A 22548-nucleotide genomic window follows, 5' to 3' on the forward strand; every position below is an offset into this window, starting at 1 on the left:
AAATGCATGTATATACTCGCAATATGGAGACCGCCTGTTACTGCACGAGTTTGCGCGTCGCCATGCGGCGGATGACCGCGATCTATGACCGTGCGCTCGAGCCAGCTGGCATCACTGTTGCGCAGTGGGCGTTGCTTCGCCGCATCCCCTCTTCGGGTGACGAGCCGATCACGATCCAGGACCTGGCTGAGCGCGCGGAACTCGAGCGGTCCACGGTTGCGCGGAACCTGCGCGTTCTGGAGAAATCGGGGCTTGTGAAGATGGGCACGTCGTCCGCAGATCGGCGTGCGACCGACATCGTTCTCACCGAGAAGGCTGAGAGGGTGGCTGCCCACGCCATGCCTCTCTGGCACAACGCCCAGGCAGAGGTCGAGCGCATGCTCACGGTCGAAGGCGCCGGTGAGCTACGCTCGCTGGCCTTATCGGTGAGTACGGCGGAGTCGTCGTCGTCATGACCATCACCCGTCACCCCAGCGCCGCGGGCTTGCCTGCCGATCTCCCGTTCAGCCTCGCCGTCAACGCGAACGGCACCCGCTTCATCAGTGGGATGCCGGCGCTCGGGGAAGACGGAAGGTACCGGCCCGCTCCATTCGAAGACGAATTGATGCTCGCTTGGCACAACGTCATCCAGATTGCATCCGCCGCGGGCTTCGTGCAGGACGAGGTCGTCTACGTTCAGTGCGTCGTCGCCGACATCGAGGATTACGCGACGCTGAATGACTGGTGGCGCCGGCAGTTCCCGAATATCGCGACCGCGCCGGCGCGGTTCACTTTTCAGGCGGCCGCGCTTCCATTCGGCTGCAAGATCGAGATCCAGGCCGTCGCGGCTCACCCGCGCTCCGCCGTTTCGGCGCTCGCATGACACGCGTCACCTCCGCGACCAGCGACGGCGTTCGTCCGCGGCGCCCGCGACGTATCCACCCCGCCTGGTGGGTGGCCGCAGTCGCGTTCATCGCGCTTCTGGCCGCGGCCGGGTTTCGCGCCGCTCCGGGTGCGTTGATGGTGCCGCTGAACGAGGAGTTCGGCTGGTCCACGAGCGTCATGTCGCTCGCGGTCAGCGTGAACCTCCTCCTTTACGGACTGACCGCACCGTTCGCCGCGGCCCTCATGGACCGGTTCGGGGTGCGACAGGTCGTCGCGACCGCCCTCTCCCTCGTCGCGCTCGGCGCTGGCGGCAGCGTGCTGATGACGGCATCCTGGCAGCTGCTCATCTTCTGGGGACTGCTCATCGGCCTCGGCACCGGGTCGATGGCGCTGGTATTCGCCGCCACCATCTCCAACCGCTGGTTCGTGCACCGCCGCGGACTGGTCATGGGCATCCTGACCGCAGGCTCCGCTACCGGCCAGCTCATCTTCCTGCCCCCGGTCGCGGTCCTGGCTGAAACCACGGGTTGGCGTTCAGCGTCGCTCGTCGTCGCAGCCGCCGCGCTCCTCGCTGTTCCGCTGGTCTGGTTCGTGATGCGCGACTATCCCGCCGACCGCGGCGTCCTGCCGTACGGCGCCGATCCCGACACATATATGCCACCCGTGGCGGCAACCGGCGGCGCTGCCCGGCGCGCGTTCGAAGGGCTGGCGTTCGCCGCGAGAACCCGAGCGTTCTGGGCGCTCGCGATCGCCTTCGCCATCTGCGGAGCAACCACGAACGGCCTGATCGGCATCCATTTCATCCCCTCCGCCCACGACCACGGCATGGCGACCACGACCGCCGCCGGTCTGCTGGCCGTCGTCGGCGTCTTCGACATCGTCGGAACCATCGCATCCGGCTGGCTCACCGACAAATTCGACCCCCGCAAGCTCCTGATCATCTATTACCTCTTCCGCGGAGTAGGGCTGCTGCTGCTGCCGTGGCTGCTCGCTGAGACCATCCACCCGAGCATGGTGCTGTTCATCGTCATCTACGGTCTCGACTGGGTCGCGACCGTTCCGCCGACCGCAGCGCTCTGTCGTGAGATCTTCGGCGACCGCGGCACCATCGTGTTCGGGTGGGTCTTCGCCGCCCACCAGATCGGCGCCGCCGCCGCCGCGCTCGGGGCCGGAATTATCCGAGACACCTTCGGTGAATACACCTACGCATGGTGGGGAGGCGCCGCACTCTGCGCGATCGCCGCGCTCCTCTCCATCACAGTCAAACGCGCACGGGTCGACGCCAGGACCTGACAGCTATCTCCACGCGATCCGAGCGTCCCATCCGCTGCGGGACACGGCGAAGCCGCTCACTCGAGCCGCTCATCGCCCCTTCAACGATATGAGCACGGTCTCTGCCTCGCTCCGTGCCCGCTGGGATCCCTAACACGGGAGTAGAACGCGACGTTCAGGCGGCGGTTGGGGTGATGGTCACGTCGTAGCCGAGGTTGCGGAGTTGTCGGATGGCTTTGTTCTTGGTGCGGTCGGGGTCCGTTTGGTTGTAGAACGCAGCGCCGGGGTCGGTGTAGGCCTCGCCGTTTCGGAGCATGTGCCAGACGGCGACGAGGGTGGTGTGCTCGATCGCGACGACGGCTTTTAGCGGCCCACGGCGGGCGGCGATGCGCCGATATCTGGCAGCGAGGTAGGTGCCCTTGGTGCGGGACACGGACAGCGCTGCCGTGCCGAGCGCGGCTTTCAGATATTTGTTTCCGGGGCGTGTGGTGGTGGACTTGACGCGTCCGGCGGACTCGTTTTGGCCGGGGCAGACACCCGCCCAGGACGCCAGTCGGCCTGGCGTATCGAATACTGTCATGTCGGCACCGGTCTCGGCGATGATGACATCGGCGACCGCGACGGACACGCCCGGGATCGTGATCAGCACGTCCCGGGCGGCACGAAAGGGCACCATCGCGTCTTCGACCCGGGCGGTGAGCCGATCAATCATCCCGGTCTGCGTGTCGATCTGGATCAGGTACTCACCGACCAGGAACGCGTGATGCTCGGTGAACCGGCCCTGCAACGCGTCGACCAGTTGCGGGATCTTGTTCCGCAGCACGCCCTTGGACAGCTGGGCAAGCGTCTGGGGGTCGCGTTCCCCGGCGACCAACGCGTCCAGCATCGCCCGCGCCGACGCGCCGGTCAGCGCCGACGCGACCGAGGAGAGTTTGATCCCGGTGGATTCGAGGAACTTCTCCAGACGCTGCACCTGCCGAGTCCGGTCCCTGGTCGCGACCGCGCGAGCACGGGTGAGGTCCCGCAGCTGTCGGACAGGTTCCGGCGGCACGAACGAGGCCCGCAGCAGTCCGTGAGCGGCTAACTGCGCCAGCCAGGCCGCATCCGACACATCGGTCTTGCGTCCCGGGATATTCCGCGCTTGCCGGGCGTTGACCAGCATCACCGGCAGGGTGTCTTCCATCAGGAAGTAGAACGGCTTCCAATAGTCGCCGGTCGCTTCCATCACCACCGTGGTGACCTGCTGGGCATGCAGGAACTCGACCAGATCGAGAATCTGCGGCACCGTCGCACCCCATGTCGTCACGCTCGTCGTGAACGTCCCGGGGCGCTTGCCCGGCACCCGGACTGCGAGCTTCGCGTCACGTTTGGAGATATCCATCCCCGCCGCCCGCTCGTGCACCACATCCATCAGCAGCCTCCTTTCAGACGAGGCCGGCCACGGGGAAGGGCGGGGAAGAATTCAGGAATCTAACACTCGTGCTCGAAGGCAACAATCCACGGTTCCCGTGGGTGCCCTTCCGCGTCACGCTCAGCGTCGGGCTCGAAGCACCAAGGGATTGTCGACGACGTTTGAAAACTGGTCAGTTTCGGCGGTGAAAAGTGAACACTCGACGATTGGAGAGTGATCACTTTGGAGGACTGGGCGTTGATCCGGCGGTTGGCTGCGGAGGGCGTGCCGAAGGCGCGTATCGCGGAGCGGTTGGGGATCTCTAGGACGACGGTGTTGAAGGCGGTCCGGTCGGATTCGCCGCCGCAGTATGAGCGGACGCCGACGGAGTCCTCGTTCGTCGCGTTCGAGCCGCGGGTGCGGGCGTTGCTCGCGGAGACGCCGGATATGCCGGCGACGGTGCTCGCGGAGCGGGTCGGCTGGACGGGGTCGATCACCTGGTTCCGGGCGGGGGTGAAGCAGTTGCGGCCGGAGTTCCGGCCGATCGATCCGGCGGACCGGTTGAGCTGGGAGCCGGGTGACGCGGCGCAGTGTGATCTCTGGTTCCCGCCGAAGAAGATCTCGCTCGAGGATGGCACGGCCAAGCTGTTGCCGGTGCTGGTGATCACGGCGGCGCATTCGAGGTTTGTGGTCGGTCGGATGATCCCGACCCGGACGACCGAGGATCTGCTGCTGGGATCGTGGGAGTTGATCCAGCAGCTCGGGCGGGTCCCGCGCAGGTTGATCTGGGACAACGAGGGCGGTATCGGGAGAGCGCATCGCCCTGCCGCCGGTGTTGCCGCGTTCATGGGGACTCTCGCGACGAAGCTGGTGTTGCTGCCGCCGCGGGACCCGGAATCGAAAGGTGTCGTCGAGCGGCGCAACGGGTGGTTTGAGACCTCGTTCATGCCCGGCCGGTCCTTCACGTCCCCGGCGGACTTCAACACGCAGTTCACCGACTGGCTGGCCAAAGCGAATACTCGGGTGGTGCGTACGATCCGGGCTGCGCCGACGTCTCGGTTGGACGCGGACCGGGCCGCGATGCTGCCGTTGCCGCCGATCCCGATCCATCTGGGCTGGCGCAATAGCATCCGGTTGGGCCGGGACTACTACGTCCGCCTCGACACCAACGACTACTCCGTGGACCCGACAGTGATCGGCCGGATGGTCGATGTCACGGCCGACCTGGAGCGGGTGAAGGTCCGCGCGGACGGCCGAGTCGTCGCCGACCATGCCCGGGTTTGGGCGCGTGGGACCACGGTCACCGACCCGGCCCACGTGGAGATCGCCGCGCGGCTCCGTAAACAGTTCCAGCAACCCCGCGCGGTCGCGGTCGGCGACGATCTGATCCGGGATCTGGCCGACTACGACCGGGCGTTCGGGCTGGTCACCGGCGACGGGAACAGCTGATGGCGTCGGGCAAGACCACGGACGCGGTCAAGCAGATCACGTATCTCGCCGGCGCGCTGAAAGCACCTCGGATCACTGAAGCCGCCGGCCGGATGGCCGACCAGGCCCGGGATGCCGGCTGGTCGTTCGAGGACTATCTCGCCGCGGTCCTGGAGCGTGAGGTTTCAGCACGGAACGCGTCCGGCGCGGAGCTGCGGATCAAAGCAGGAGGGTTCCCCGCGAGGAAGACCCTCGACGACTTCGATTGGGATGCCCAGCCGACCGCACGGCAGCAGATCGCCGCCCTGGCATCCGGAGGGTTCCTGCTCGAAGCGCAGAACGTCGTGCTGCTCGGACCGCCCGGAACCGGGAAGACCCACCTCGCCACCGCGCTGGGGATTGTCGCCGCCAAGCACGGGCACCGGGTGTTGTTCGCGACCGCGACGGACTGGGTCACCCGCCTCACCGACGCCCACCGGCAAGGCCGGCTCCCGCAAGAGCTCGCCCGGCTCCGACGTTACGGGCTGATCATCGTCGATGAAGTCGGTTACCTGCCGTTCGAGCAAGACGCCGCGAACCTGTTCTTCCAACTCGTCTCGTCCCGCTACGAACACGCCTCGCTGATCCTCACCAGCAACCTGCCGTTCTCCGGCTGGGGCGGCGTGTTCGGGGACCAAGCCGTCGCCGCCGCGATGATCGACCGCATCGTCCACCACGCAGACGTCCTCACCCTGAAGGGCGCCAGCTACCGACTCCGCGGACGAGGCATCGACAGCCTCCCAAGCATCCGCACCACCACCGACGAAACCCCTGGCTAGACTGCCCGCAACTGTTCACTTTTCAAACGTCGAAACTGACCAGTTCTCCAGCGCCGCCGACAGGGATCTCGACGTCACCGCGACCGGCACCGCCAGCATCCACCTCAACAGTCCGAGCCGGCAAGAGCCAGCCACGCACGAAACTCCCGACCACCCACGGCGCAGCAGCGCCCCTGGAACGCTCAGCGGGCATCCTCGGCGCGACCGATCGCACTCGTCGCGTATAGGGGGCGTGAAGGGGCTCCCGACCGATGAATTGGCTTTTCATCGATATGCGCGTGCGGCAGCTCAGCCGATGTGCTGAGAAGCTGAGCGCGTGGACGCTCTCAAGGCGGTTGTCGCTACAGCGAACCACCGATTATTTCTGTGAATCGCGACGCCCACGTCGAGGGGTGGCGTCGCCAGGTGATCGCATGAGCCTCTCGCAGGCACGCGTCCGAACGCTACTGAACGAAGGCCTTGAGGGCCACAAAAGCGAGACCGAAAGACGCGGTCGCCAATGCCCCAACGATTCGGATGATCTGGGAGCTGCCGCGGAGCAGAAACGCGACATACCCGAGGAACAGGAGAATGATGACGCTCGACCAGAGTGCGAGGTCGTTGGCGAGTTCGTCGGGAATGAGGCGAGTCGTCCCTGCGAGCAGGATCAGCGCGGGGATCGCTGCCGAGGACAACATGCCGAGAGAGTACGTGAGGGACCCGCGCAGAGCAGTTCGAAACCCGACGTGCGAGTCTGCACCGTCCTTCTCACCCATTCGCGCCACCGTGCCCGCAAACACGTGTGCCGCCCAGAAGATGATTACCGTCGCGGCGACCTTGACGAGGACGATCGCTGACGTCTCGGTCTTGGTCGATGTGACGGCGATCAGTCCGCTGACCGCGATGGTCCCGTACACAGCAACCTCTGTGCCAAACCCTGGCCTCAGTGCACGGTGTACCCGCAGGACGTGCTGGTCGATAAGCGATTCCGAAGGCATAGTGCCTACAGCTTAGAAGCCAATCAATCGAAACAATCAGTACCGCCCGCGGGTGAATCGCTACCGATCTTCACCCGTATTGGGTCCTCATGCGGCATCGGTGGGACGAGATCGCCAACGGTCGTTCTCTCTGAGGGCACAAGCAATCGTGGCGCCACGAAGCACGCTAGCGAACTGCAGCCTAGAGAGTGCTTTTGCGCGTGCCCACAAGTGCGGGTAACTGAAGTTCCTGACGCACCTGATTGACGAAGTTGTCGAGCTTGGCCCACGCCTCGCTCATCTCTTCCGTGACGAAGACTCCGTCAGCCGATCGATAGCTTGGATGAGATCCAGTGCGCGATCGTTGACCTCCCTAGATGCCACGAATTTGAGGCTGTCCTGGCTTCCTCGGGCGGCTCGAACGAGTTCAGTTTTTCTGCTGAAGGCCAATTGTCGATCTGGCGAACTTTCAGGGAGGCGCTGCGCGATCCTAAGTTGCTGCCGAGCCTCGAGAAGTTGGGTGATCAGGAGGGCTCCGGTCTGACGGACGACGTCGTGGAATCGTCGCTCGTCCTCCCGTCGGAACTTCCGTCTATCGGACAGCCACGTTGCCGTGAGTCCGATCAGGGCGCCGAGTATGGCGAAAGCCCCGGCCAGCACTGCGGGTCCGAACCATGGCGCAGAATCCATAATCGTGAAGATACAGATCTGGCCGCGCGGCGTCGACGTGCCGTTCACCGGAGGCGCGAATAGGCAGTCGATATGCCCGCAAACCGGTCCCTGAAGGAATTTGGCGATGCGATCGTTGACGATCGTCTCGTAAGTCGTGCGCTCATTGCAACGAATTTGCATGCCAGCGACGTCGCCCGCTTGCGAACGCGGGTGGCGCAGACGAGATTGCGGGCATGAGTGAACTACTGATCGGATACGCGCGAGTTTCCACTTACGAACAAGACCTGACCGCGCAACGAAAAGCCCTGGAAGAGTTGGGCGTACAACATTGGCGGCTCGGTCCACGATCCGCTGGACCCCGTCGGGCGACTGCTGTTCAACGTCCTCGCAATGGTGGCGGAGTTTGAATCCGATCTGATCAGGTCGAGGACTCGCGAAGGGATGCAAGTCGCCAAAGCCAAAGGGAGGCTTCGCGGCAAGCCACCCAAGTTGTCCGTCCCGCAGCAAAAGCACCTGATGGAGCTGCACCTCGCCGGTCGACACACCACCGCGGAGTTGGCTGAGCTGTTCAATGTTGCCCGGGCCGCGGTGTATCGGACGGTGCGACGACAAAAAGGGGTGGTGATCCCGCACCGTGATCACTGATGCCGCCTCGATGAGCCATTGGTTGAACCCACGGCCGATCGTAGGCAGGGTGAGCGCCCGAACTCCGGTCACTCGCCGGCGCGGTGTTGGCGTGGGGTTGGCGGGTTTGAGGACGCTGTTTGCGTCAGGTGATGGTGATGTCTGAGAGTTGCCAGGTGTGGTCGAAGGCTGCGGCGGTGGGGCCGTAGATGCGGAAGTAGGCGAACCATCCTCTTCCGGGGAGCGTTTGCACCCAGGCGTCTTGATGTCCGGCGGGTTCCTCGTGACCAAACGCGAGTATCGCGGAGTGTCCGTCGAGGCGGCCATTGAGTTCGAAGAGGGAGCGGACGGCGGCGTTGCCTTGCGGGGCATCGATCTGCGAGCGGGTCTCTGCGTCGTAGACCGTCAGTGACCAGAACAGTCCGGCGGGTACCGGCAACGGGACTGTCAGCATGTACGAGCGGCCGCCGTCGAGATACGCACCAGAGGAGTCTCTCGCGGCGAACCAGTACAACGACCCGGTACCGGCCTGCCGGCGGAACATGACGGGAGAGGTGGCGATGGCTTGGTAGAACCATGTCTCCCGCGCGTCCACGTCGGTGATCGCGCCGATCCCGAAGTTCGCGTTCTCCGGGCGGAGCGTGACCCATTCCCAGTGCCGGTCTGGCCAGACGACTCGATCGGGGCGGCGATCAGCGAGCGACTGGACACGCAGTTGCGCGTCGGCGTCGATAGCCGCTGCCCGCAGAATTCGCGACATCCGCTCGTCTGGCTGGAAGGGAGCGTTCGCGCGGATGCCGAGCACGGCAAGCTCGCCGAGGTGCGCGCGATCGTCGGGGTGCGCCGGTTCTGAGGCGACGTACTCGTGCAGCAGTCTCCAGTACTCCAGCGTGCCCTGCACGGCGAGGGGCGTCGTGTCCTGCGGGCGTCCGGTCAGGTCGATCCACGTCGGTGGTGACCAGCCGGTGGCGTCGGAGAGAGGCTCGACCCGCACAGAACGCAATAGCTCCACCGCCGCGTCGACGTCCCCGTGTTGCGGGATTGCGCGGAGGCCAACCACAACGCGGTACCCCGCAGCGCGGTGCACGTAGCCGTCCGTCGGGAGCTCCCCGTCGTAGTCCAGCGCGACGAACGTGTGGCGGGCGCCGCGTCCTTCCTCGGGTCCCGGAATGCCCAGATCACTGATCCAGCTCTGATCCACGTTCAACGCGGCGCCCACGATCGGACCGGCAGGGATCGTGACGACAAGCGGCCCCGCAGTCACATCGAGGAGCACCGGCGCATACGGCGTATCCGAGTTGAGGGTGAACCCCACCTGCCCCGGCCGTGTGTCCATCGTCCCGAACACCCGGTTGGGCTCGATGCCCACCGCCTTCGTGCCAGCGAAGATCGCCATCCCCGACACGGCCGGAAAAAAGTGCTTGTAGCAGACGACTGCCCGGGCGTAGTCGGCATCGTCGTACGCCGCCGCGATCGTTTCCGCAGTCGGGAAGCCACCCGAGAACTCATATCCGTTGGTCAACATCAGTCCAATCTCCTCAGCGGCCGAAGCGACCTTCGGACGGAACTCACATTGCCATGAAAGGCGGCTGGCATGCCCAGCCCGCAGCCGCCAACAAGCGCACGCCCGCAAGCCGCTCGCCGACCGGGCGCCAGCGGATAGCGGAGGGTTACTGTTCCAGGTTCTTCCGCATCTCCTGGTACGTGCCTGTATTGAGCACCTCTCCAGTCGTGTCGTCGACAAACTCGACCGCTACGTCGACATCCTCCTGTGGGACCCCAGCGAACTGTTGGTAGAGCGCCCCTGGAACGTAGAAGGCAAGAACAAGAAGGCTCTCAAGCTGCGAGTATCGCGAGCCGTCGACGGACACGTGGAACGAAGTCATCGCATCGTCAAACTCGACGCCAATGATGGAGTTCGAATCGTCCGCAATCAGGTCGTCGATTGATGACTGGGTGGACGTGCGCATCCCCGTTAGCAACTCTTCGCGCTGCAGCTTGGTCATCGTGTAGATCACCGCGTCTCCGTCGACCGCGGCGGACATACCTTTTTCGCCGGCAGCGGCAACGATGTCCTCGTCCGTGAGCGTGTCGTTCGGATCGAGCAGGGACCGGGCAACCCTCACGTCGACGGTCAGTAGGTCTTCTTCCACCTCGATGGCGCCGGGGGTGGAGTCGTTTTCGCCTTCTGACCCGCCCGTCCCCCCCGAGCAACCGCCGAGGATAAAAGCTGCGCACAGGACCATCGACGCGACTGTGCTCCGGACAAGTTTCTGCATTCATTCCCCAAGACTGATTGGACAGCCCGAAGCTAGTGGTCATCGGTGGGCTGTTTGGAACACTACTGCCGCGCCCGGACATCCAAGCCAACCTCGCACGGCGCCCGCAAGCCGGTGGCGTTGCGGGCATGCACTTGATGCGGTGTTGGTTCGGCGTCAGGCTTGGGAGATGGCGACGCTCACGATCGACTACATCACTTCACTTGACGGATTTGGTGCAGCGACAAACTGGCCCGGGTTCTGGGGTCTTGCTGGCCGAGAGTACCTGGACTTCCTTGGTGCGGACGCGGACCCGACCGCCACGATGCTCATGGGATCGCACACGTACAACGAGTACGCCCGCATGATCGAGGCGGGCGAGCCGGGACTTGACTCGATGGCCTCACAGCCAATAGTCGTCTTCTCGAACTCGCTCCACGAACCACTGATCTGGGAGAATGCTCGACTGATCGCGGGGGATGCGGTGGAGGCCGTGCGCGAGTTGAAACGAGGCGACTCGCCGCTCGTGACGAACGGCAGCCCCACGCTATGCGCAGCGCTGCTGGCCGCCGGGCTCGTCGACCGCTACCGGGTGGTCATCTTCCCGGTCATAACGGGAAGAACCGGTTACGCGCGAATCTATGACGGTTGGCCGGATGTCGTCCTGGACGACGTCTCCACGCGCACGTTCGACGGCAGTTTGCAGCTTGTCGAGGGCCGGCCACGCATCCTCGACAAGCCGCTACCCGCTGGCGACGTCGAGTAGGAACCAGCAGACGCCCGAACGAAGGCGGGTCGTTCAGCGCGCTCGGCATCGATCGCGATCCGCAGACCGGGTATTCCCGCCTGAGGCGACTGGTCCCGGCATTCTGCGGTCTGTCAGATCGTTGCCGGGGTCGAGAGCGCTGGTGCGGGCTATGCGCCGTAGCGAGCGAGGAAGGTCTCGACGGCTTGGTGGATGACGGTGTCGATCTCGGCGGCTTCCATCGACCATCCGGGGTGCACGAGCGCTGGCCAGAAAACCGCGGAAGCGATCATTCCGAGAAGCTGCGCGGACGCGGTGGCGCGTGAGTCCATCCGCAGCGACCCGGCTTTCTCCTCAGAGCGGAGGTACCCCTCGAGCGCGGTGAGCGCTGGCAGGGTTCCGAAGTCGAAGGTGCGATCGCGCAGCTCGGGGAATCTCGGACCCTCGGCGATCACGAGGCGGATCATGTCGGCGGTGGGTGGGCGCAGAAGTAGCGAAGCGTAGGCACTTGCGAGGGCGAGTAGGCCGGCGCGCGGGTTGCCGGGGGCGGGCTCGGGGAGGTCTTGGGCGTCGGCGTCTCCGACGGCGAGTATGACCGCCTCGAACAGCACGGCCTTCGTCGCGAACTGCTTGAAGAGGGTCGCTTTCGAGACACCGGCGGTCTGGGCGACGCCTGCCAGTGAGGTGCGGTCGTATCCGAGCGCGAGGAAGAGCTGTGTAGCGGACGCGATGATCGCGGTGCGATTCCGATCGGCAACCGCCCGGTGGTACTCGGATAGCTCACGACCCATGCAGCTATTGTGCCAGAGGCGAGACGCTTGACTCACCTTCGACTGGACTCCTACGCTAAGAGGTGAGTCAAGCGTCTCACCTCGATTGAAGGAGTGCATCATGTACGACACGACACCGCAGACTGCAGCGGGTAAGATCCTGTGGCACTTCTCGATGTCGCTGGACGGCTTCGTCGCCGGTCCCGGACACAGCATGGACTGGATGCCCGACGCCACGAACCGCGACGGGCTGATCGCGGAGTATGTCGCAACGACCGGGGCGGTGCTAGGAGGGCGCGATGGTTGGGATGCCTTCCCCGACGCGGGGGGCGTCTACGGCGGCGACTGGACCGGACCCGTGTTCGTCCTCACCCACTATCCGGAGGACGTCGAGCCCGTCGAGGGAGTCACCTTTCTCAGCTGCGACATCGCCGAAGCCGTCGACATCGCCCGGCGCGCGGCCGGCGGCAAGAACGTGGAGATCCTCTCCGCCTCCCTCGGCCGGCAACTGCTCGAGCGCGGCCTCCTCGACGAGATGGACCTCCACATCCTCCCCGTGCTCCTCGGTGACGGTGTGCGCCTATACGACAACCCCGGGGGCTCGCCCGTGCAGCTCGAGCTGGACAACGGCGAGCCGCTCGAGGAGATCAACGTCAGGTACCGCCCTCGGGTTCGCTGAGGATCCGGGACGTCACTGAGCGCGCCTCCAAGCGACGCCTCAACCTCTCCCGCCACAGCCTCCTCGCCACCGGCGCGTCACCCGCGAAGCGCGCGGACCTCGTCGACGCCCCCCCGGCAGCACGCAGATCGGTCCTCGAACGTTCAGAAGCACCTGACGCACCCATCGGATCACGCCCCTAGCCTCTGGTCGACCGCCTAGCTTCAATAAACGAGGGAAAGTCGGAAGGGCCGATTCCTCCCACCCCGAAGAACGAAGTCACGAATCCACGAGCCTCCGCCTCGATCGCGTCGCGCGTCAGCACGCCACCACCTACCGCGAACCCGTAGGTGCCATCCGCGGGACCATTCAGCCAGTCGAATTGGTACTGCTGACGACCATTCGGCGCACGTGACTCATTTACCTCGAAACGCTCGCCGTCAACTTCAATGAGCACGTTCATTCGGTCGATGCTACGCACGACCTACGCCGCAATGTCTGCAATGCGGTCGGTCGGCGCAACAGAATTGGCCGGCCGTGAACGTAACGGGTGGACGTGGGCGTCGTCGCGGATGCCTTTCGGCCGGCTACGCGTCTCCGTTCAGCGACAGGAAGGTTGGCAGCAGTCGCACTTCCGTGTCCGCGAGCTTTTGTCGTACCTCCTCGGTGGGGTTGCCCAGGGTCCAGCCTTCGACGGTGGCGGTGGTCGCGATGACGGCGTTCAGTAAGTCGGGGCCGATGTGTTCCAGGTGTTCGGTATGCGCCTTCGAATCGCGGTAGCGCTCAATGACGACGGCTTCGGACTGGTCGTCGCTCACGAAGATGTCGTACTGCAATGTTCCCGTGTCCTGCTCCCGAACGATCTGCATGCAGCGTTCGGAAAGGCGCTTGAACTCTTCGACTTGACCGTCTTTGAAGGTGAACCTGCCCACTCCTGTTAGCTCGCTCATTCTCCGATTCTGCTTCGCAGGCGACCGAACGGGCCAGGACTTGACGGCGCCCAAGAGTGGGACACGAGCGCCGCCCTACAGCCGGTCGTTCACCGGACGCAAACCACCGGCAAGTCCATGACGCGTAGCAAACCTCGCGCCCGCGAGTTCGAGGTGACCGATTGACCGGCGCGCGAAGATGCCCGGTGAACGCGCCCTCCACGCCGCGACTACGGAGACGACTCGCACGTTGGACAGATGTTGAACACATTTGAGCCAATGTGAGTCAAGCTGACCCGAGACGTTCGGTATGATCGACAGCGCATCGAGTTCATCAGGAATCAGTAAACCCCAGATGAGACGAGTCGAATCGAGACAAACGTCTCGAAGTGGCCGCCGCGATCGACCTCACACAGGAACCTGCTCGCAATGAGAAGGTCGAGAGTTCGATTCTCTCAGGTGGCTCGGATGGGCTCCCGGCCCGACAGGGTGGATCAGCGACATGGACGCACTCGAGGCGGTCGCCGAGATCTTCACATGGATCGGCTTCGGCGCAGGCGCCCTGCTGGCCGGCATCGCCCTCATCGCCTACCTCGCCGACGGTACCTGGCTGCCGGTGCGAGCTGCAGTCGAGACGACGGAGAGCGGACGGGTCGTCCGCTGGTTCGACGAAGACGGCGGCGTGAACGAAGCCCCGCTGAACCATGAGCAGGATCACGCGGTCGGGAGTGCTGACTGGGCGGAGATCTTCGCGCGCCGAGGCTACCTGAACCGGATGCGGCTGAGTCGTCGTTCCCCGTTGGTCCGGGCGCTCGCGCTGCTGGCGGCCGGTCTCCTCGGGCTCGGTGTCGTGGCGCTCGTGGTTTCGTCGATCCTGTTGTTCACCGCAGGCTGAGTACGCGTTCTCGGTTCAGGCCAGCGCCAGCATTCCTCCGGCCGCAAGGGCGAGCGCGAGCCCCACCCACTGCACCGACGCCACGCGCTCCTTCAGGACGAGGGCGGCGAGCAGGATGGTCCCCGCAGGGTACAGCGCGGTCAGCGCCGACACGATCGTGAGCTCACCCAGTCTGAGGGCGAACAGCAGAATCGCGTTGGCTGACGCGTCCAGGACGCCGCAGATGACCGCCAGCCACCACGCGCGTGCCGATGGTGGGTCACTCGCATCCGGCGTTCGCAACTCGGATGCGGCGCCGCGCCCTCGCCGAGTCGCGCTCACTGCCAACGCGACGACGATGAGACCCGTCATCAGCAGATTCACGGTGCGATTGAGCACGAGCGGAACCAGTCCGCTCTCCGCACTCGTCTGATCGATGAGGATCAGGAAGACGCCGATGGCAACGCCTGCCCCGACCGCCATGACGAGTCCGCGGCTGGTCGGGCGCACCGCGCCCTCGCCTGGCACGAAGCCGACGAGGACGACCGCCACCAGCGCGACACCGAGGCCGACCCACCCGAAAACGGAGAGTCGGTCACCCTGGACAAGCAGCCCCCACAGCATGGGGGCGATCGCCGAGACGACGGCGGTCAGGGGAGACAGGATGCTCATCGGGCCGACAGCCAGGCACGCGTACAGCAGGACGATCGCCACGACGCCGGCGATTCCGGACAGCGCACCCCACGCGATGTCTGCCGGCAGCCACCGTCCGCCGAGAAGCGGCAGGGCGAGGATCAGGGCGAGAAGTCCGGATCCCGCGGAGACGGCGGCCACGACGATCGCCCGGAGGCGGTGCGCCGCAAGACCGCCGAAGAAGTCGGCTGACCCGTACACGATCGCTCCGAGAAGAGACAACGCCGCGGGGAACATCCGCCTCAGCTTAGGCACCTAGTCGTGCGGTCGTGATTGTGCGGCAACGTTCTTCGCTAGATAAGCTAGCGATATGTCCTCGACCCGAAGCCGCGATCGACAGCCTCCCCGGTGGCTCAGGATCGGCATCCCGATCGTGCTCGTCCTCATCTGGCTCGTGGGCGGGTCTATCGGCGGACCGTACTTCGGCAAGGTCGACGAAGTCGCCACCAACAACCAGTCCTCGTTCTTGCCGGAGAGCGCCGACGCGACGCAGGTCAGCGAACGACTGCCCGACTTCCTCGGCGGTGACAGCATCCCTGCGGTGGTCGTGGTGACCGGGGACAGGGCGCTGACCGATGACCAGCTCGCCGGCGTGCAGACCGTCGTCGACGACCTCTCCGGCATCGAAGGCGTGCAGGACGACGTCTCGCCGCCGATCGCCTCCGATGACGGCGAAGCGGTACAGATCTTCGTGCCGATCGACGCATCCGGCGAGGTGCGGGTCACCGTCGAAGAGATCCGCACGCTGCTGCAGGACGATCTGCCCGAGGGGCTGGATGCCTGGGTGACCGGCCCCGCGGGATTCACCGCCGACCTGGTCAAGGGCTTCCTCGGAATCGACGGGCTGCTGCTGCTGGTCGCCCTGATCGCCGTCTTCGTGATCCTCGTGATCGTCTACCGATCGCCGCTCCTGCCGATCCTCGTCCTCCTGACCTCGGTCTTCGCGCTCTGCGTCGCGCTGCTCACCGTCTGGTGGCTGGCCTATGCGGGCATCTTCGTGCTCAACGGCCAGGTGCAGGGGATCCTCTTCATTCTGGTGATCGGCGCCGCCACCGACTATGCACTGCTGTACGTCGCTCGTTTCCGCGAGGCCATCGGAACGGGCGCGAGACGCTGGCAGGCCACCACGACCGCGTGGCGCGGTGCGTTCGAGCCGATCCTCGCCTCCGGCGGCACCGTGATCGCGGGTCTCCTCTGCCTGCTGCTGTCGGATCTGGCGACCAACCGCGCGCTGGGGCCCATCGCCTCCATCGGCATCGCGTTCTCCGTCCTGTCCGCGCTCACCTTCCTCCCGGCGTTGCTGGCACTGGTCGGCAAGGCCGCCTTCTGGCCCTTCATCCCCACACACGGCTCCATCTCGATCCCCGACGACCTCACGCAGACGGTCCGGGGATTCTGGCCGCGGCAGGCGCGGTTCATCGCGCGCCATGCCCGCTCGATCTGGGTGATCAGCACGATCGTGCTTCTCGTCGCCGCCGCGGGCGTCACCCAGCTCAAGGCCGATGGCGTGCCATCGAGCGATCTCGTCCTCGGCGCATCCGAAGCGCGAGACGGCCAAGACGTGCTGGGTGAGCATTTCCCGGCCGGATCCGGCAGTCCGGTCTACGTCATCGTCCCCGAAGCCCAGGTGACCGATGCCGTCGGCGTGATGGCGGCCAGCGACGGCGTCGAGTCCGTGGCCGCGGCATCCGGCGACTCACCCACCGGGCAAGCGACGGTCACCGTCCAGGACGGCGCGCCCGTGTACGCGGCGGTCGGTCCGCCCGGTACCCCGGCGCCCGAACCGACGGTCTCGGACGGAGACGTGCTGCTGGTGGGGACGCTGACGGATGCCGCTGATTCAGTCGCCGCGGAGGACACCGTCCGCCAGCTGCGCGCCGACCTCGACGACGAGCTCGGCACCGGCACGGCGCTGGTCGGCGGAGTCACGGCGACCGACATCGACTCCAACGACACATCGATCCGCGATCGGACGATCATCATCCCCGTCGTCCTGGTGGTGATCCTGCTGATCCTCATGTTGCTGCTGCGTGCGGTCCTCGCGCCGGTGCTGCTGATCCTCAGCGTGATCCTGTCCTTCGGCGCAGCGCTGGGGGTGAGCGCACTGGTGTTCGACAACCTCTTCCGATTCCCCGGCGCCGATCCGTCTGTGCCGCTGTACGGGTTCGTGTTCCTGGTGGCCCTCGGGGTGGATTACAACATCTTCCTGATGTCGCGCGTGCGCGAGGAGTCGCTCGCGCACGGTACGCGACCCGGCATCCTGCGGGGCCTCGTGGCGACCGGCGGTGTCATCACGTCGGCCGGTCTGGTGCTCGCGGCGACCTTCGCGGCGCTCGGCGTGATCCCGATCCTCTTCCTCGCGCAGATCGCGTTCATCGTCGCCTTCGGCGTGCTGCTGGACACGTTCGTCGTGCGCTCCCTGCTCGTGCCGGCGCTGTCGTACGACATCGGACGCGCGATCTGGTGGCCCTCGAAGCTGTGGCGAGCTCAGGACGCGGTTCCCGAGCCGGCCGAACGGCTCACCGCCGCCGATGGCGCTCCGCTGACACGCGAGGAGTACCGTCGTACGCTCGAATCATGACGCGGGCCCTCTTCATCGTCGACGTGCAGAACGACTTCACCGAGCGCGGCGCGCTCGGTGTCGTAGGCGGGGATCAGGTCGCGGAGCGCATCTCACGATTCCTGCACGACCACGCCGGCGACTACGAACTGATCGTGGCATCGCGCGACTGGCACGATGCCGACAACGACAACGGTGGGCACTTCGCCGCCGGCGTGCCCGACTTCATCGACACCTGGCCGGTCCACTGCGTCGCCGGGTCCTTCGGAGCCGACTACGACGAGGGCTTCGACACGTCGCCCGTGACCCATCACCTGAAGAAGGGGCAGGGCAAGCCCGCTTACTCGCTCTTCGAGGGCGTCGCCGACGACGGCACGACGGCTGCCCAGCTGCTGGAGCGCCACGGGATCCTCGACATCGACGTCGTCGGGCTCGCGACCGACTACTGCGTCCGGGCGTCCGCGCTCGAAGCCATCGAGCACGGACGGCGCGTACGGGTCTTCACGGACCTCGTCGCCGGTGTCCACCCGGAATCGAGTGAGAGAGCCCTGGCCGAGATCGCGCACGCGGGCGCGGTGCTCGTGGACTCGGATGCCTGAGTCCGCCGACATCCGCCGGGTGCACGCCACTGATGCGCGGCGGGCCCGCAGCATCCGTCTGGAGGCGCTGGACGATCCGGCGGCCGACATCGCCTTCCTGGAGACGCGCGAACACGCCGAACTGCACCCCGACGACTTCTGGCAGGAGCGGACGGTCGGTGCAGCCCTCAGTGACGCGGCCGCCCAGTTCATCGCCGAGGAGGGCCGGGACTGGGTGGCGACCGTGACGGTCCTGCTCCCGGAGCCCGGTTCCGTCGACTATTTCGGCCGCGTCCACCTCGAGGGCCGTGCGCTGCTCGTCTCCGTGTACGTCCGGCCATCGCGACGCGGCCGTGGGATCCTCGAGGCGCTCATCGACGCCGGCGCGGACTGGGCGAGTGCACGGGGGGCGAGGGAATTGGCGCTGGATGTCCACCAGGACAACGCCCGCGCGCAGCGCGCCTACACACGGCTGGGCTTCCTCGCCACGGGGTCGACCTCGCTGGGGCCGAACGGCGTCGAGCTCGAGATGCTGCGGGCGTTGTGAGCACCGGGGCGGCCGCGGTGCGCGCGGCGCTTCTGGCCGAGGCATCCGAGGACCAGCGCGACAAGATCCGTCGGCGCATTCCCGACCCGGCGATGCGGGTGATCGGCGTGCGGATGGGAACGCTGTTCGACATCGCGAAAGCGAACACACGGATGCCGCTGGCCGACGTCGACGTCCTGCTGTCGTCCGACACCTACGAGGAGCGGATGGTCGCCGTCAGCGTCCTGGACTTCAAAACCAGGGTCCGTGGACTGACGGACGACGGCCGGCGCGAGCTGTACGACCTGTGGATGAGCCGGCTCGACCTGATCGACACATGGGACTACATCGACCGGTCGGCGCCGCGGGTGGTGGGCTGGTACCTGCTGGACAAGCCGCGGGACGTCCTGTTCACCCTCGCCCGGTCGGACGACTGGTGGCGGCGTCGCGCAGCGATCACCGCGGCGTTCTGGATCATCCGAGCCGGTGATCTGGATGACCCGATCGCGCTGTGCGAAATCCTCGCTGCGGATCCCGAGCACCTCGTGCAGACGAACGTCGGCGTCGCGCTGCGGGAGATCGGACGCGTGGATCGCGCCCGGCTCGAGGTGTTCCTGGATCGGCGCGGCGCCGACCTCTCCGCCGATGCCCGGCGCACCGCCCGGACCGCGTTCTGAGCCGAACGCACGAATGGACGCCGCTTGCGCGGCGTCCATTCATCCTCGTGGGCCCGGAGGGGCTCGAACCCTCGACCCGCGGATTAAAAGTCCGATGCTCTACCGACTGAGCTACAGGCCCGACCGGTCAAGCCTACTTCGCTCCGCCGGGTGGCCCGAAGCACTTCCGCCCGGACACGCAGCAAGGCCGCCGATGCCACCTCGCAGGCATCGGCGGCCTCACAGCCCCCCAGGGAACCCGGCCGAAGCCGGGAGTTTCGTTACATCGCCGGCGGCATCAGCACCGTGTCGATGAGGTAGACCGTCGCGTTGGCGGTCTGAACGCCACCACAGATCACTGCGGACTGGCCGTTGACCATGATCGAGTCGCCGCTTCCGGTGACCTCGAGGTCGGCGCCGTTGACCGTGGTGTGGGTTCCGTCGATGTCATCGGGCAGGATCTGGCCGGGGACGACGTGGTAGGTCAGGATCGAGGTCAGCAGGTCGCTGTCGGTCTTGAGCACCTCGATGGTGGCGGGGTCGATCTTGGCGAACGCGTCATCGACCGGCGCGAAGACGGTGAACTCGTCACCGTTGAGCGTGTCGACCAGGTTGACGTTCGGGTTCAGGCCACCCGAGACGGCTGCGGTGAGCGTCGTCAGGATCGGGTTGTTCGAGGCGGCGGTGGCCACCGGGTCCAGGGCCATTCCGGCAACCGAACCGGCGCCGTCCGGGACAGCCTCGGCGTATCCGGCGCAGCCGGAGCCGACCAGGTTGGCCGCGGGGTCCATCGTCTCGGCTTCGGGAGTCATGGACTCTTCAGCGGCCGGCGGGGCGGTGGTCTCTTCGGTGGTCGTGCTGCCCGTTCCGGACGAACAGGCGCTCAATGCGATCACGACGGCGAATGCCACCGGAAGGCCGAACAGGAGCTTCTTGCGGGACATCTGATCCTCCTTGGATTGCGACGCATGGTGCAGCGACGCGGTGTGGGACTTGCATCGACCGCTGTGGCGGCCTACACGATGTCTTCGCCACCCTCGCCGGATCGGATGGGGAATTGGTCGAAACAGTTTTTCCGGAGCCGTGTCAAGGCGCCGTGTGCAAAGAAGGGATCGCGCGCGCGTAAGGCATGCTGGAGGGGTGGTGATTGATGGCGTCGACGTACCCGAGGACGGCACGCCCTCCGTCGACCATGCCGGCGAGCTGCTGCAGCGCGTCGCGGACGGCGACCGGAATGCCTTCGCGCGCCTGTACGACATGCTCTCGCCTCGCGTCTTCGGACTGATCCTGCGGGTTCTGGTTGACCGATCGCAGAGCGAGGAAGTGCTCCAGGAGGTCTTCCTCGAGATCTGGCAATCCGCGGGACGCTTCGCTCCGAACAAAGGCCAGGGGAGATCGTGGGTGTTCACCATCGCGCATCGCCGGGCCGTGGATCGCGTGCGATCTTCGCAGGCGAGCACCGATCGTGATGTGCGTGCGGGCTTCCGGGATATGGGTGTCGCATATGACGGCGTCGCCGAGGAAGTGGAACTGCGGATCGAAGGCCGGAAGGTCTCCGAGGCGCTGGCAGGTCTGCCGGAACCGCAGCGTGAAGCGCTCACGCTCGCGTACTTCGGTGGCTACAGTCAGAGCGAAATCGCCGCCCTGGTGGGAGCACCGCTGGGAACGGTGAAGACGAGGATGCGGGACGGATTGTCCCGACTGAGAGTGGAGATGGGGGTGGCATCGTGAACGAGCAGGAGTTCGCCGAACTGGCGGCCGGGTACGTACTGAACGCGCTGTCGCCCGATGAGACGGCCGCGTTCGAGCGGGCGCGCTCGGCTCACCCCGAGTGGGAGGCAATCGTGGAATCGGATGCCGCGACCGCGACCCGCCTCGCAGAACTGACCGCGCCCGAGACGCCGTCCGCCGGTATTCGGGCCGCCCTCCTGGCCCAGATCGCTGTCACACCGCAGAACCAGCCGACTGACATCGTCCCGACTGCCGATGATGCACCCCCGGCCGCCCAGACCCGCGCTGAAGCACGCGCGCAGGCGGAGCTTCGTGCCGCGGCACAGTCCTCGAGCAGGTCGGAGCCGGTCGCGGCCTCAGCGCGCCGTCCCGGGGGAATGCGCACCTGGTTCGCGCTCGCCGCATCGCTGGTCCTTCTGGTCGGCGTCGGATGGGGGGCCGTGTTCGTCAGCGAGCAGCTGAGCACCCCGGCATCCGTCGTGGCACTCCAGGAGATCCAGGACGCTCCCGACGTGCAGTCCGCCACGGCCGAACTCGCCGATGGTGGAGAGGCGACCGCGTACTGGTCCGCCTCGCTCGGCAAGTCCGTCCTCGTCTCGGACGGGTTGCCGTCCCTCGCCGACGATCAGAGTTTTCAGGCGTGGTTCGTCCGCGACGGCGAGGCCATCTCGGCCGGAACCTTCGCCGCCGACGGCGGGACGGCAACCGCCCTGCTGTCCGGCGACGTGCAGCCCGGCGACGTCATCGCCGTGACGGTCGAAGCGGTCGGCGGGTCCGAGACCGGGCAGCCTACGACCGACCCGATCCTCGCGATCCCGACGGCATAGTCCGTTCGCCGGCGGCCGACCGGGTCGGGGCGCCGGGTAGCCTTGGGGGGTGAGCGACGAGTCCCGCGGTTTCCACAAACCGGTGCGCCGGCCCGCCGAAACGTTCGACAGGCGCTTCGCCGCGGAAGACCCGGCCGAGGTCTCGCGCGCCGCGCACTCGACCGCTCAGGCGCTCCTGGCGCGGGCTCGGGCCGATCCGGACGGGGCGATCGTCGAGCGGCTCGTCTCCTTCACGGATGAGCACGGCATCGACGACATCGCCGAGCTGTGGTCGCGCTCGCCGTCGACGTCGCTGCCCGGCGCCCTCTGGCGCCTGTACCTGGTGCAGCTGATGATCCATGACGACCCCCAGACCGCGGCACTGCTCTACGAGCGCGGACGGGTCGAGATCGACTCCGCCGATCCTGTGGTGGCTGGCGCGCCGACGCCGGCGAGTCCCGACGAACTCGTCGCGCTCATCGACACCATCCTGCGCGGCCTCTTCCGCGGCGACTTCGCGGTGGCCCTCGATCGCGCCGCAGCGTTCTGCCGGGTCGAGGCGTCCGGTGCGAGCCATCTGGCCGACGATTACGAAGGCACGGAGCCGGAGCGCGCTTCGGCGCTGACCACGCGCGCGCTTCGCCTGGCGGACTACGCGACCGATCTGGCCGCATGCGCGTCGCTCTGGCGCCGCGAATCGCTGACGTGACGTGAGAAGGCCGGGAACGATGGTGCCGGGC

Annotated in this window: 24 protein-coding genes, 1 tRNA gene and 1 pseudogene; 16 read left to right on the forward strand and 10 right to left on the reverse strand. The window is 66.3% G+C overall.

Annotated elements, in window-relative coordinates; genetic code table 11:
* Window positions 1-23: 23 nt before the first annotated feature.
* The 3 genes from BLT19_RS08060 to BLT19_RS08070 are packed head-to-tail and all read left to right on the forward strand — an operon-like array spanning window position 24 to window position 2157.
* Window positions 24-455 carry a MarR family winged helix-turn-helix transcriptional regulator gene (locus tag BLT19_RS08060; RefSeq protein ID WP_157681814.1) on the forward strand — a complete coding sequence of 144 codons (432 nt, stop codon included), beginning with the start codon at window positions 24-26 and terminating at the stop codon, window positions 453-455.
* Entirely contained in the window at window positions 452-862 is a 411-nt protein-coding gene (locus BLT19_RS08065; RefSeq protein WP_091488546.1) for a RidA family protein, read from the forward strand. Before BLT19_RS08060 ends, BLT19_RS08065 begins: the two co-directional genes overlap by 4 nt.
* Window positions 859-2157, forward strand: a complete 1299-nt coding sequence (locus BLT19_RS08070) for an MFS transporter (RefSeq protein ID WP_091488549.1) — start codon at window positions 859-861, stop codon at window positions 2155-2157. Before BLT19_RS08065 ends, BLT19_RS08070 begins: the two co-directional genes overlap by 4 nt.
* Before the next feature lie 154 nt (window positions 2158-2311).
* On the opposite strand, the gene BLT19_RS08075 is transcribed toward BLT19_RS08070, so the two are convergent.
* Complete coding sequence (locus tag BLT19_RS08075) at window positions 2312-3547, reverse strand: IS110 family RNA-guided transposase (RefSeq protein WP_091488552.1); 1236 nt, start codon at window positions 3545-3547, stop codon at window positions 2312-2314.
* A gap of 213 nt (window positions 3548-3760) precedes the next feature.
* On the opposite strand from BLT19_RS08075, the gene istA reads away from it, so the two are divergent.
* Window positions 3761-4975, forward strand: a complete 1215-nt coding sequence (gene istA, locus BLT19_RS08080; protein WP_091487203.1) for an IS21 family transposase — start codon at window positions 3761-3763, stop codon at window positions 4973-4975.
* Window positions 4975-5772 (forward strand): IS21-like element helper ATPase IstB, encoded by a 798-nt coding sequence (istB, locus tag BLT19_RS08085; RefSeq protein ID WP_091487205.1) that lies wholly within the window; start codon window positions 4975-4977, stop codon window positions 5770-5772. The genes istA and istB overlap by 1 nt, the downstream gene beginning before the upstream one ends.
* 443 nt (window positions 5773-6215) lie before the next feature.
* Here the strand turns inward: istB and BLT19_RS08090 are convergent, their stop codons facing one another.
* Window positions 6216-6749 (reverse strand): hypothetical protein, encoded by a 534-nt coding sequence (locus tag BLT19_RS08090; protein WP_091488554.1) that lies wholly within the window; start codon window positions 6747-6749, stop codon window positions 6216-6218.
* Between the two features lie 975 nt (window positions 6750-7724).
* Between BLT19_RS08090 and BLT19_RS08095 the strand changes: the two are divergent.
* Window positions 7725-8045 (forward strand): annotated as a pseudogene (locus tag BLT19_RS08095) (recombinase family protein); the annotation flags it as partial.
* Between the two features lie 124 nt (window positions 8046-8169).
* On the opposite strand, the gene BLT19_RS08100 reads toward BLT19_RS08095, so the two are convergent.
* Together BLT19_RS08100 and BLT19_RS08105 are read right to left on the reverse strand one after the other, a co-directional pair.
* The gene (locus tag BLT19_RS08100; protein ID WP_091488556.1) at window positions 8170-9549 is read right to left on the reverse strand and encodes a DUF1214 domain-containing protein; all 1380 of its coding nucleotides are present in this window, start codon (window positions 9547-9549) and stop codon (window positions 8170-8172) included.
* 145 nt (window positions 9550-9694) lie between these two features.
* Window positions 9695-10270, reverse strand: a complete 576-nt coding sequence (locus tag BLT19_RS08105) for a hypothetical protein (RefSeq protein ID WP_091488558.1) — start codon at window positions 10268-10270, stop codon at window positions 9695-9697.
* 202 nt (window positions 10271-10472) lie between these two features.
* Between BLT19_RS08105 and BLT19_RS08110 the strand changes: the two genes are divergently transcribed.
* The gene (locus tag BLT19_RS08110; protein ID WP_091493568.1) at window positions 10473-11048 is read left to right on the forward strand and encodes a dihydrofolate reductase family protein; all 576 of its coding nucleotides are present in this window, start codon (window positions 10473-10475) and stop codon (window positions 11046-11048) included.
* Between the two features lie 149 nt (window positions 11049-11197).
* Here the strand turns inward: BLT19_RS08110 and BLT19_RS08115 are convergent, their stop codons facing one another.
* Window positions 11198-11818, reverse strand: coding sequence for a TetR/AcrR family transcriptional regulator (locus tag BLT19_RS08115; RefSeq protein ID WP_091488561.1), 621 nt, complete (start codon window positions 11816-11818; stop codon window positions 11198-11200).
* A gap of 100 nt (window positions 11819-11918) precedes the next feature.
* Between BLT19_RS08115 and BLT19_RS08120 the strand changes: the two genes are divergently transcribed.
* Entirely contained in the window at window positions 11919-12476 is a 558-nt protein-coding gene (locus tag BLT19_RS08120) for a dihydrofolate reductase family protein (RefSeq protein WP_091488563.1), read from the forward strand.
* A 178-nt stretch (window positions 12477-12654) separates the two neighbouring features.
* Here the strand turns inward: BLT19_RS08120 and BLT19_RS17615 are convergent, their stop codons facing one another.
* Window positions 12655-12918, reverse strand: coding sequence for a hypothetical protein (locus BLT19_RS17615; RefSeq protein ID WP_157681815.1), 264 nt, complete (start codon window positions 12916-12918; stop codon window positions 12655-12657).
* A gap of 124 nt (window positions 12919-13042) precedes the next feature.
* Window positions 13043-13405, reverse strand: coding sequence for a putative quinol monooxygenase (locus BLT19_RS08125; RefSeq protein ID WP_091488566.1), 363 nt, complete (start codon window positions 13403-13405; stop codon window positions 13043-13045).
* Window positions 13406-13886: 481 nt separating this feature from the next.
* Here BLT19_RS08125 and BLT19_RS08130 point away from each other — a divergent pair, with 481 nt between their 5' ends.
* The gene (locus BLT19_RS08130; RefSeq protein WP_091488569.1) at window positions 13887-14279 is read left to right on the forward strand and encodes a hypothetical protein; all 393 of its coding nucleotides are present in this window, start codon (window positions 13887-13889) and stop codon (window positions 14277-14279) included.
* Between the two features lie 15 nt (window positions 14280-14294).
* Here the strand turns inward: BLT19_RS08130 and BLT19_RS08135 are convergent, their stop codons facing one another.
* Window positions 14295-15188 carry an EamA family transporter gene (locus tag BLT19_RS08135; RefSeq protein WP_091488572.1) on the reverse strand — a complete coding sequence of 298 codons (894 nt, stop codon included), beginning with the start codon at window positions 15186-15188 and terminating at the stop codon, window positions 14295-14297.
* Window positions 15189-15261: 73 nt separating this feature from the next.
* Here BLT19_RS08135 and BLT19_RS08140 point away from each other — a divergent pair, with 73 nt between their 5' ends.
* Genes BLT19_RS08140 through BLT19_RS08155 form a run of 4 tightly spaced genes read left to right on the forward strand, consistent with a single transcriptional unit; the run spans window position 15262 to window position 19292 of the window.
* Window positions 15262-17532, forward strand: a complete 2271-nt coding sequence (locus tag BLT19_RS08140) for an MMPL family transporter (protein WP_091488574.1) — start codon at window positions 15262-15264, stop codon at window positions 17530-17532.
* Window positions 17529-18110, forward strand: a complete 582-nt coding sequence (locus BLT19_RS08145; RefSeq protein WP_091488577.1) for an isochorismatase family protein — start codon at window positions 17529-17531, stop codon at window positions 18108-18110. The genes BLT19_RS08140 and BLT19_RS08145 overlap by 4 nt, the downstream gene beginning before the upstream one ends.
* On the forward strand, window positions 18103-18636 hold the full coding sequence (locus BLT19_RS08150) for a GNAT family N-acetyltransferase (RefSeq protein WP_091488579.1): 534 nt from the start codon (window positions 18103-18105) through the stop codon (window positions 18634-18636). The genes BLT19_RS08145 and BLT19_RS08150 overlap by 8 nt, the downstream gene beginning before the upstream one ends.
* Complete coding sequence (locus tag BLT19_RS08155; RefSeq protein ID WP_091488582.1) at window positions 18633-19292, forward strand: DNA alkylation repair protein; 660 nt, start codon at window positions 18633-18635, stop codon at window positions 19290-19292. The genes BLT19_RS08150 and BLT19_RS08155 overlap by 4 nt, the downstream gene beginning before the upstream one ends.
* 48 nt (window positions 19293-19340) lie before the next feature.
* Here the strand turns inward: BLT19_RS08155 and BLT19_RS08160 are convergent.
* Window positions 19341-19413: transfer RNA gene (locus tag BLT19_RS08160), tRNA-Lys, on the reverse strand.
* Window positions 19414-19552: 139 nt separating this feature from the next.
* Window positions 19553-20215: a fasciclin domain-containing protein gene (locus BLT19_RS08165; protein WP_091488585.1), complete on the reverse strand. Its 663-nt coding sequence runs from the start codon at window positions 20213-20215 to the stop codon at window positions 19553-19555.
* Window positions 20216-20411: 196 nt separating this feature from the next.
* On the opposite strand from BLT19_RS08165, the gene sigK reads away from it, so the two are divergent.
* From sigK to BLT19_RS08180, 3 genes are read left to right on the forward strand one after another with little or no spacing between them, the layout of a single operon-like run.
* Entirely contained in the window at window positions 20412-21002 is a 591-nt protein-coding gene (gene sigK / locus BLT19_RS08170) for an ECF RNA polymerase sigma factor SigK (RefSeq protein WP_091488588.1), read from the forward strand.
* The gene (locus BLT19_RS08175; protein WP_091488591.1) at window positions 20999-21829 is read left to right on the forward strand and encodes an anti-sigma factor; all 831 of its coding nucleotides are present in this window, start codon (window positions 20999-21001) and stop codon (window positions 21827-21829) included. Before sigK ends, BLT19_RS08175 begins: the two co-directional genes overlap by 4 nt.
* Window positions 21830-21878: 49 nt before the next feature.
* Window positions 21879-22517, forward strand: coding sequence for a DNA-directed RNA polymerase subunit beta (locus BLT19_RS08180; RefSeq protein WP_091488594.1), 639 nt, complete (start codon window positions 21879-21881; stop codon window positions 22515-22517).
* Window positions 22518-22548: the final 31 nt, after the last annotated feature.

Source organism: Microbacterium pygmaeum, from assembly GCF_900100885.1.
Classification (GTDB): domain Bacteria; phylum Actinomycetota; class Actinomycetes; order Actinomycetales; family Microbacteriaceae; genus Microbacterium; species Microbacterium pygmaeum.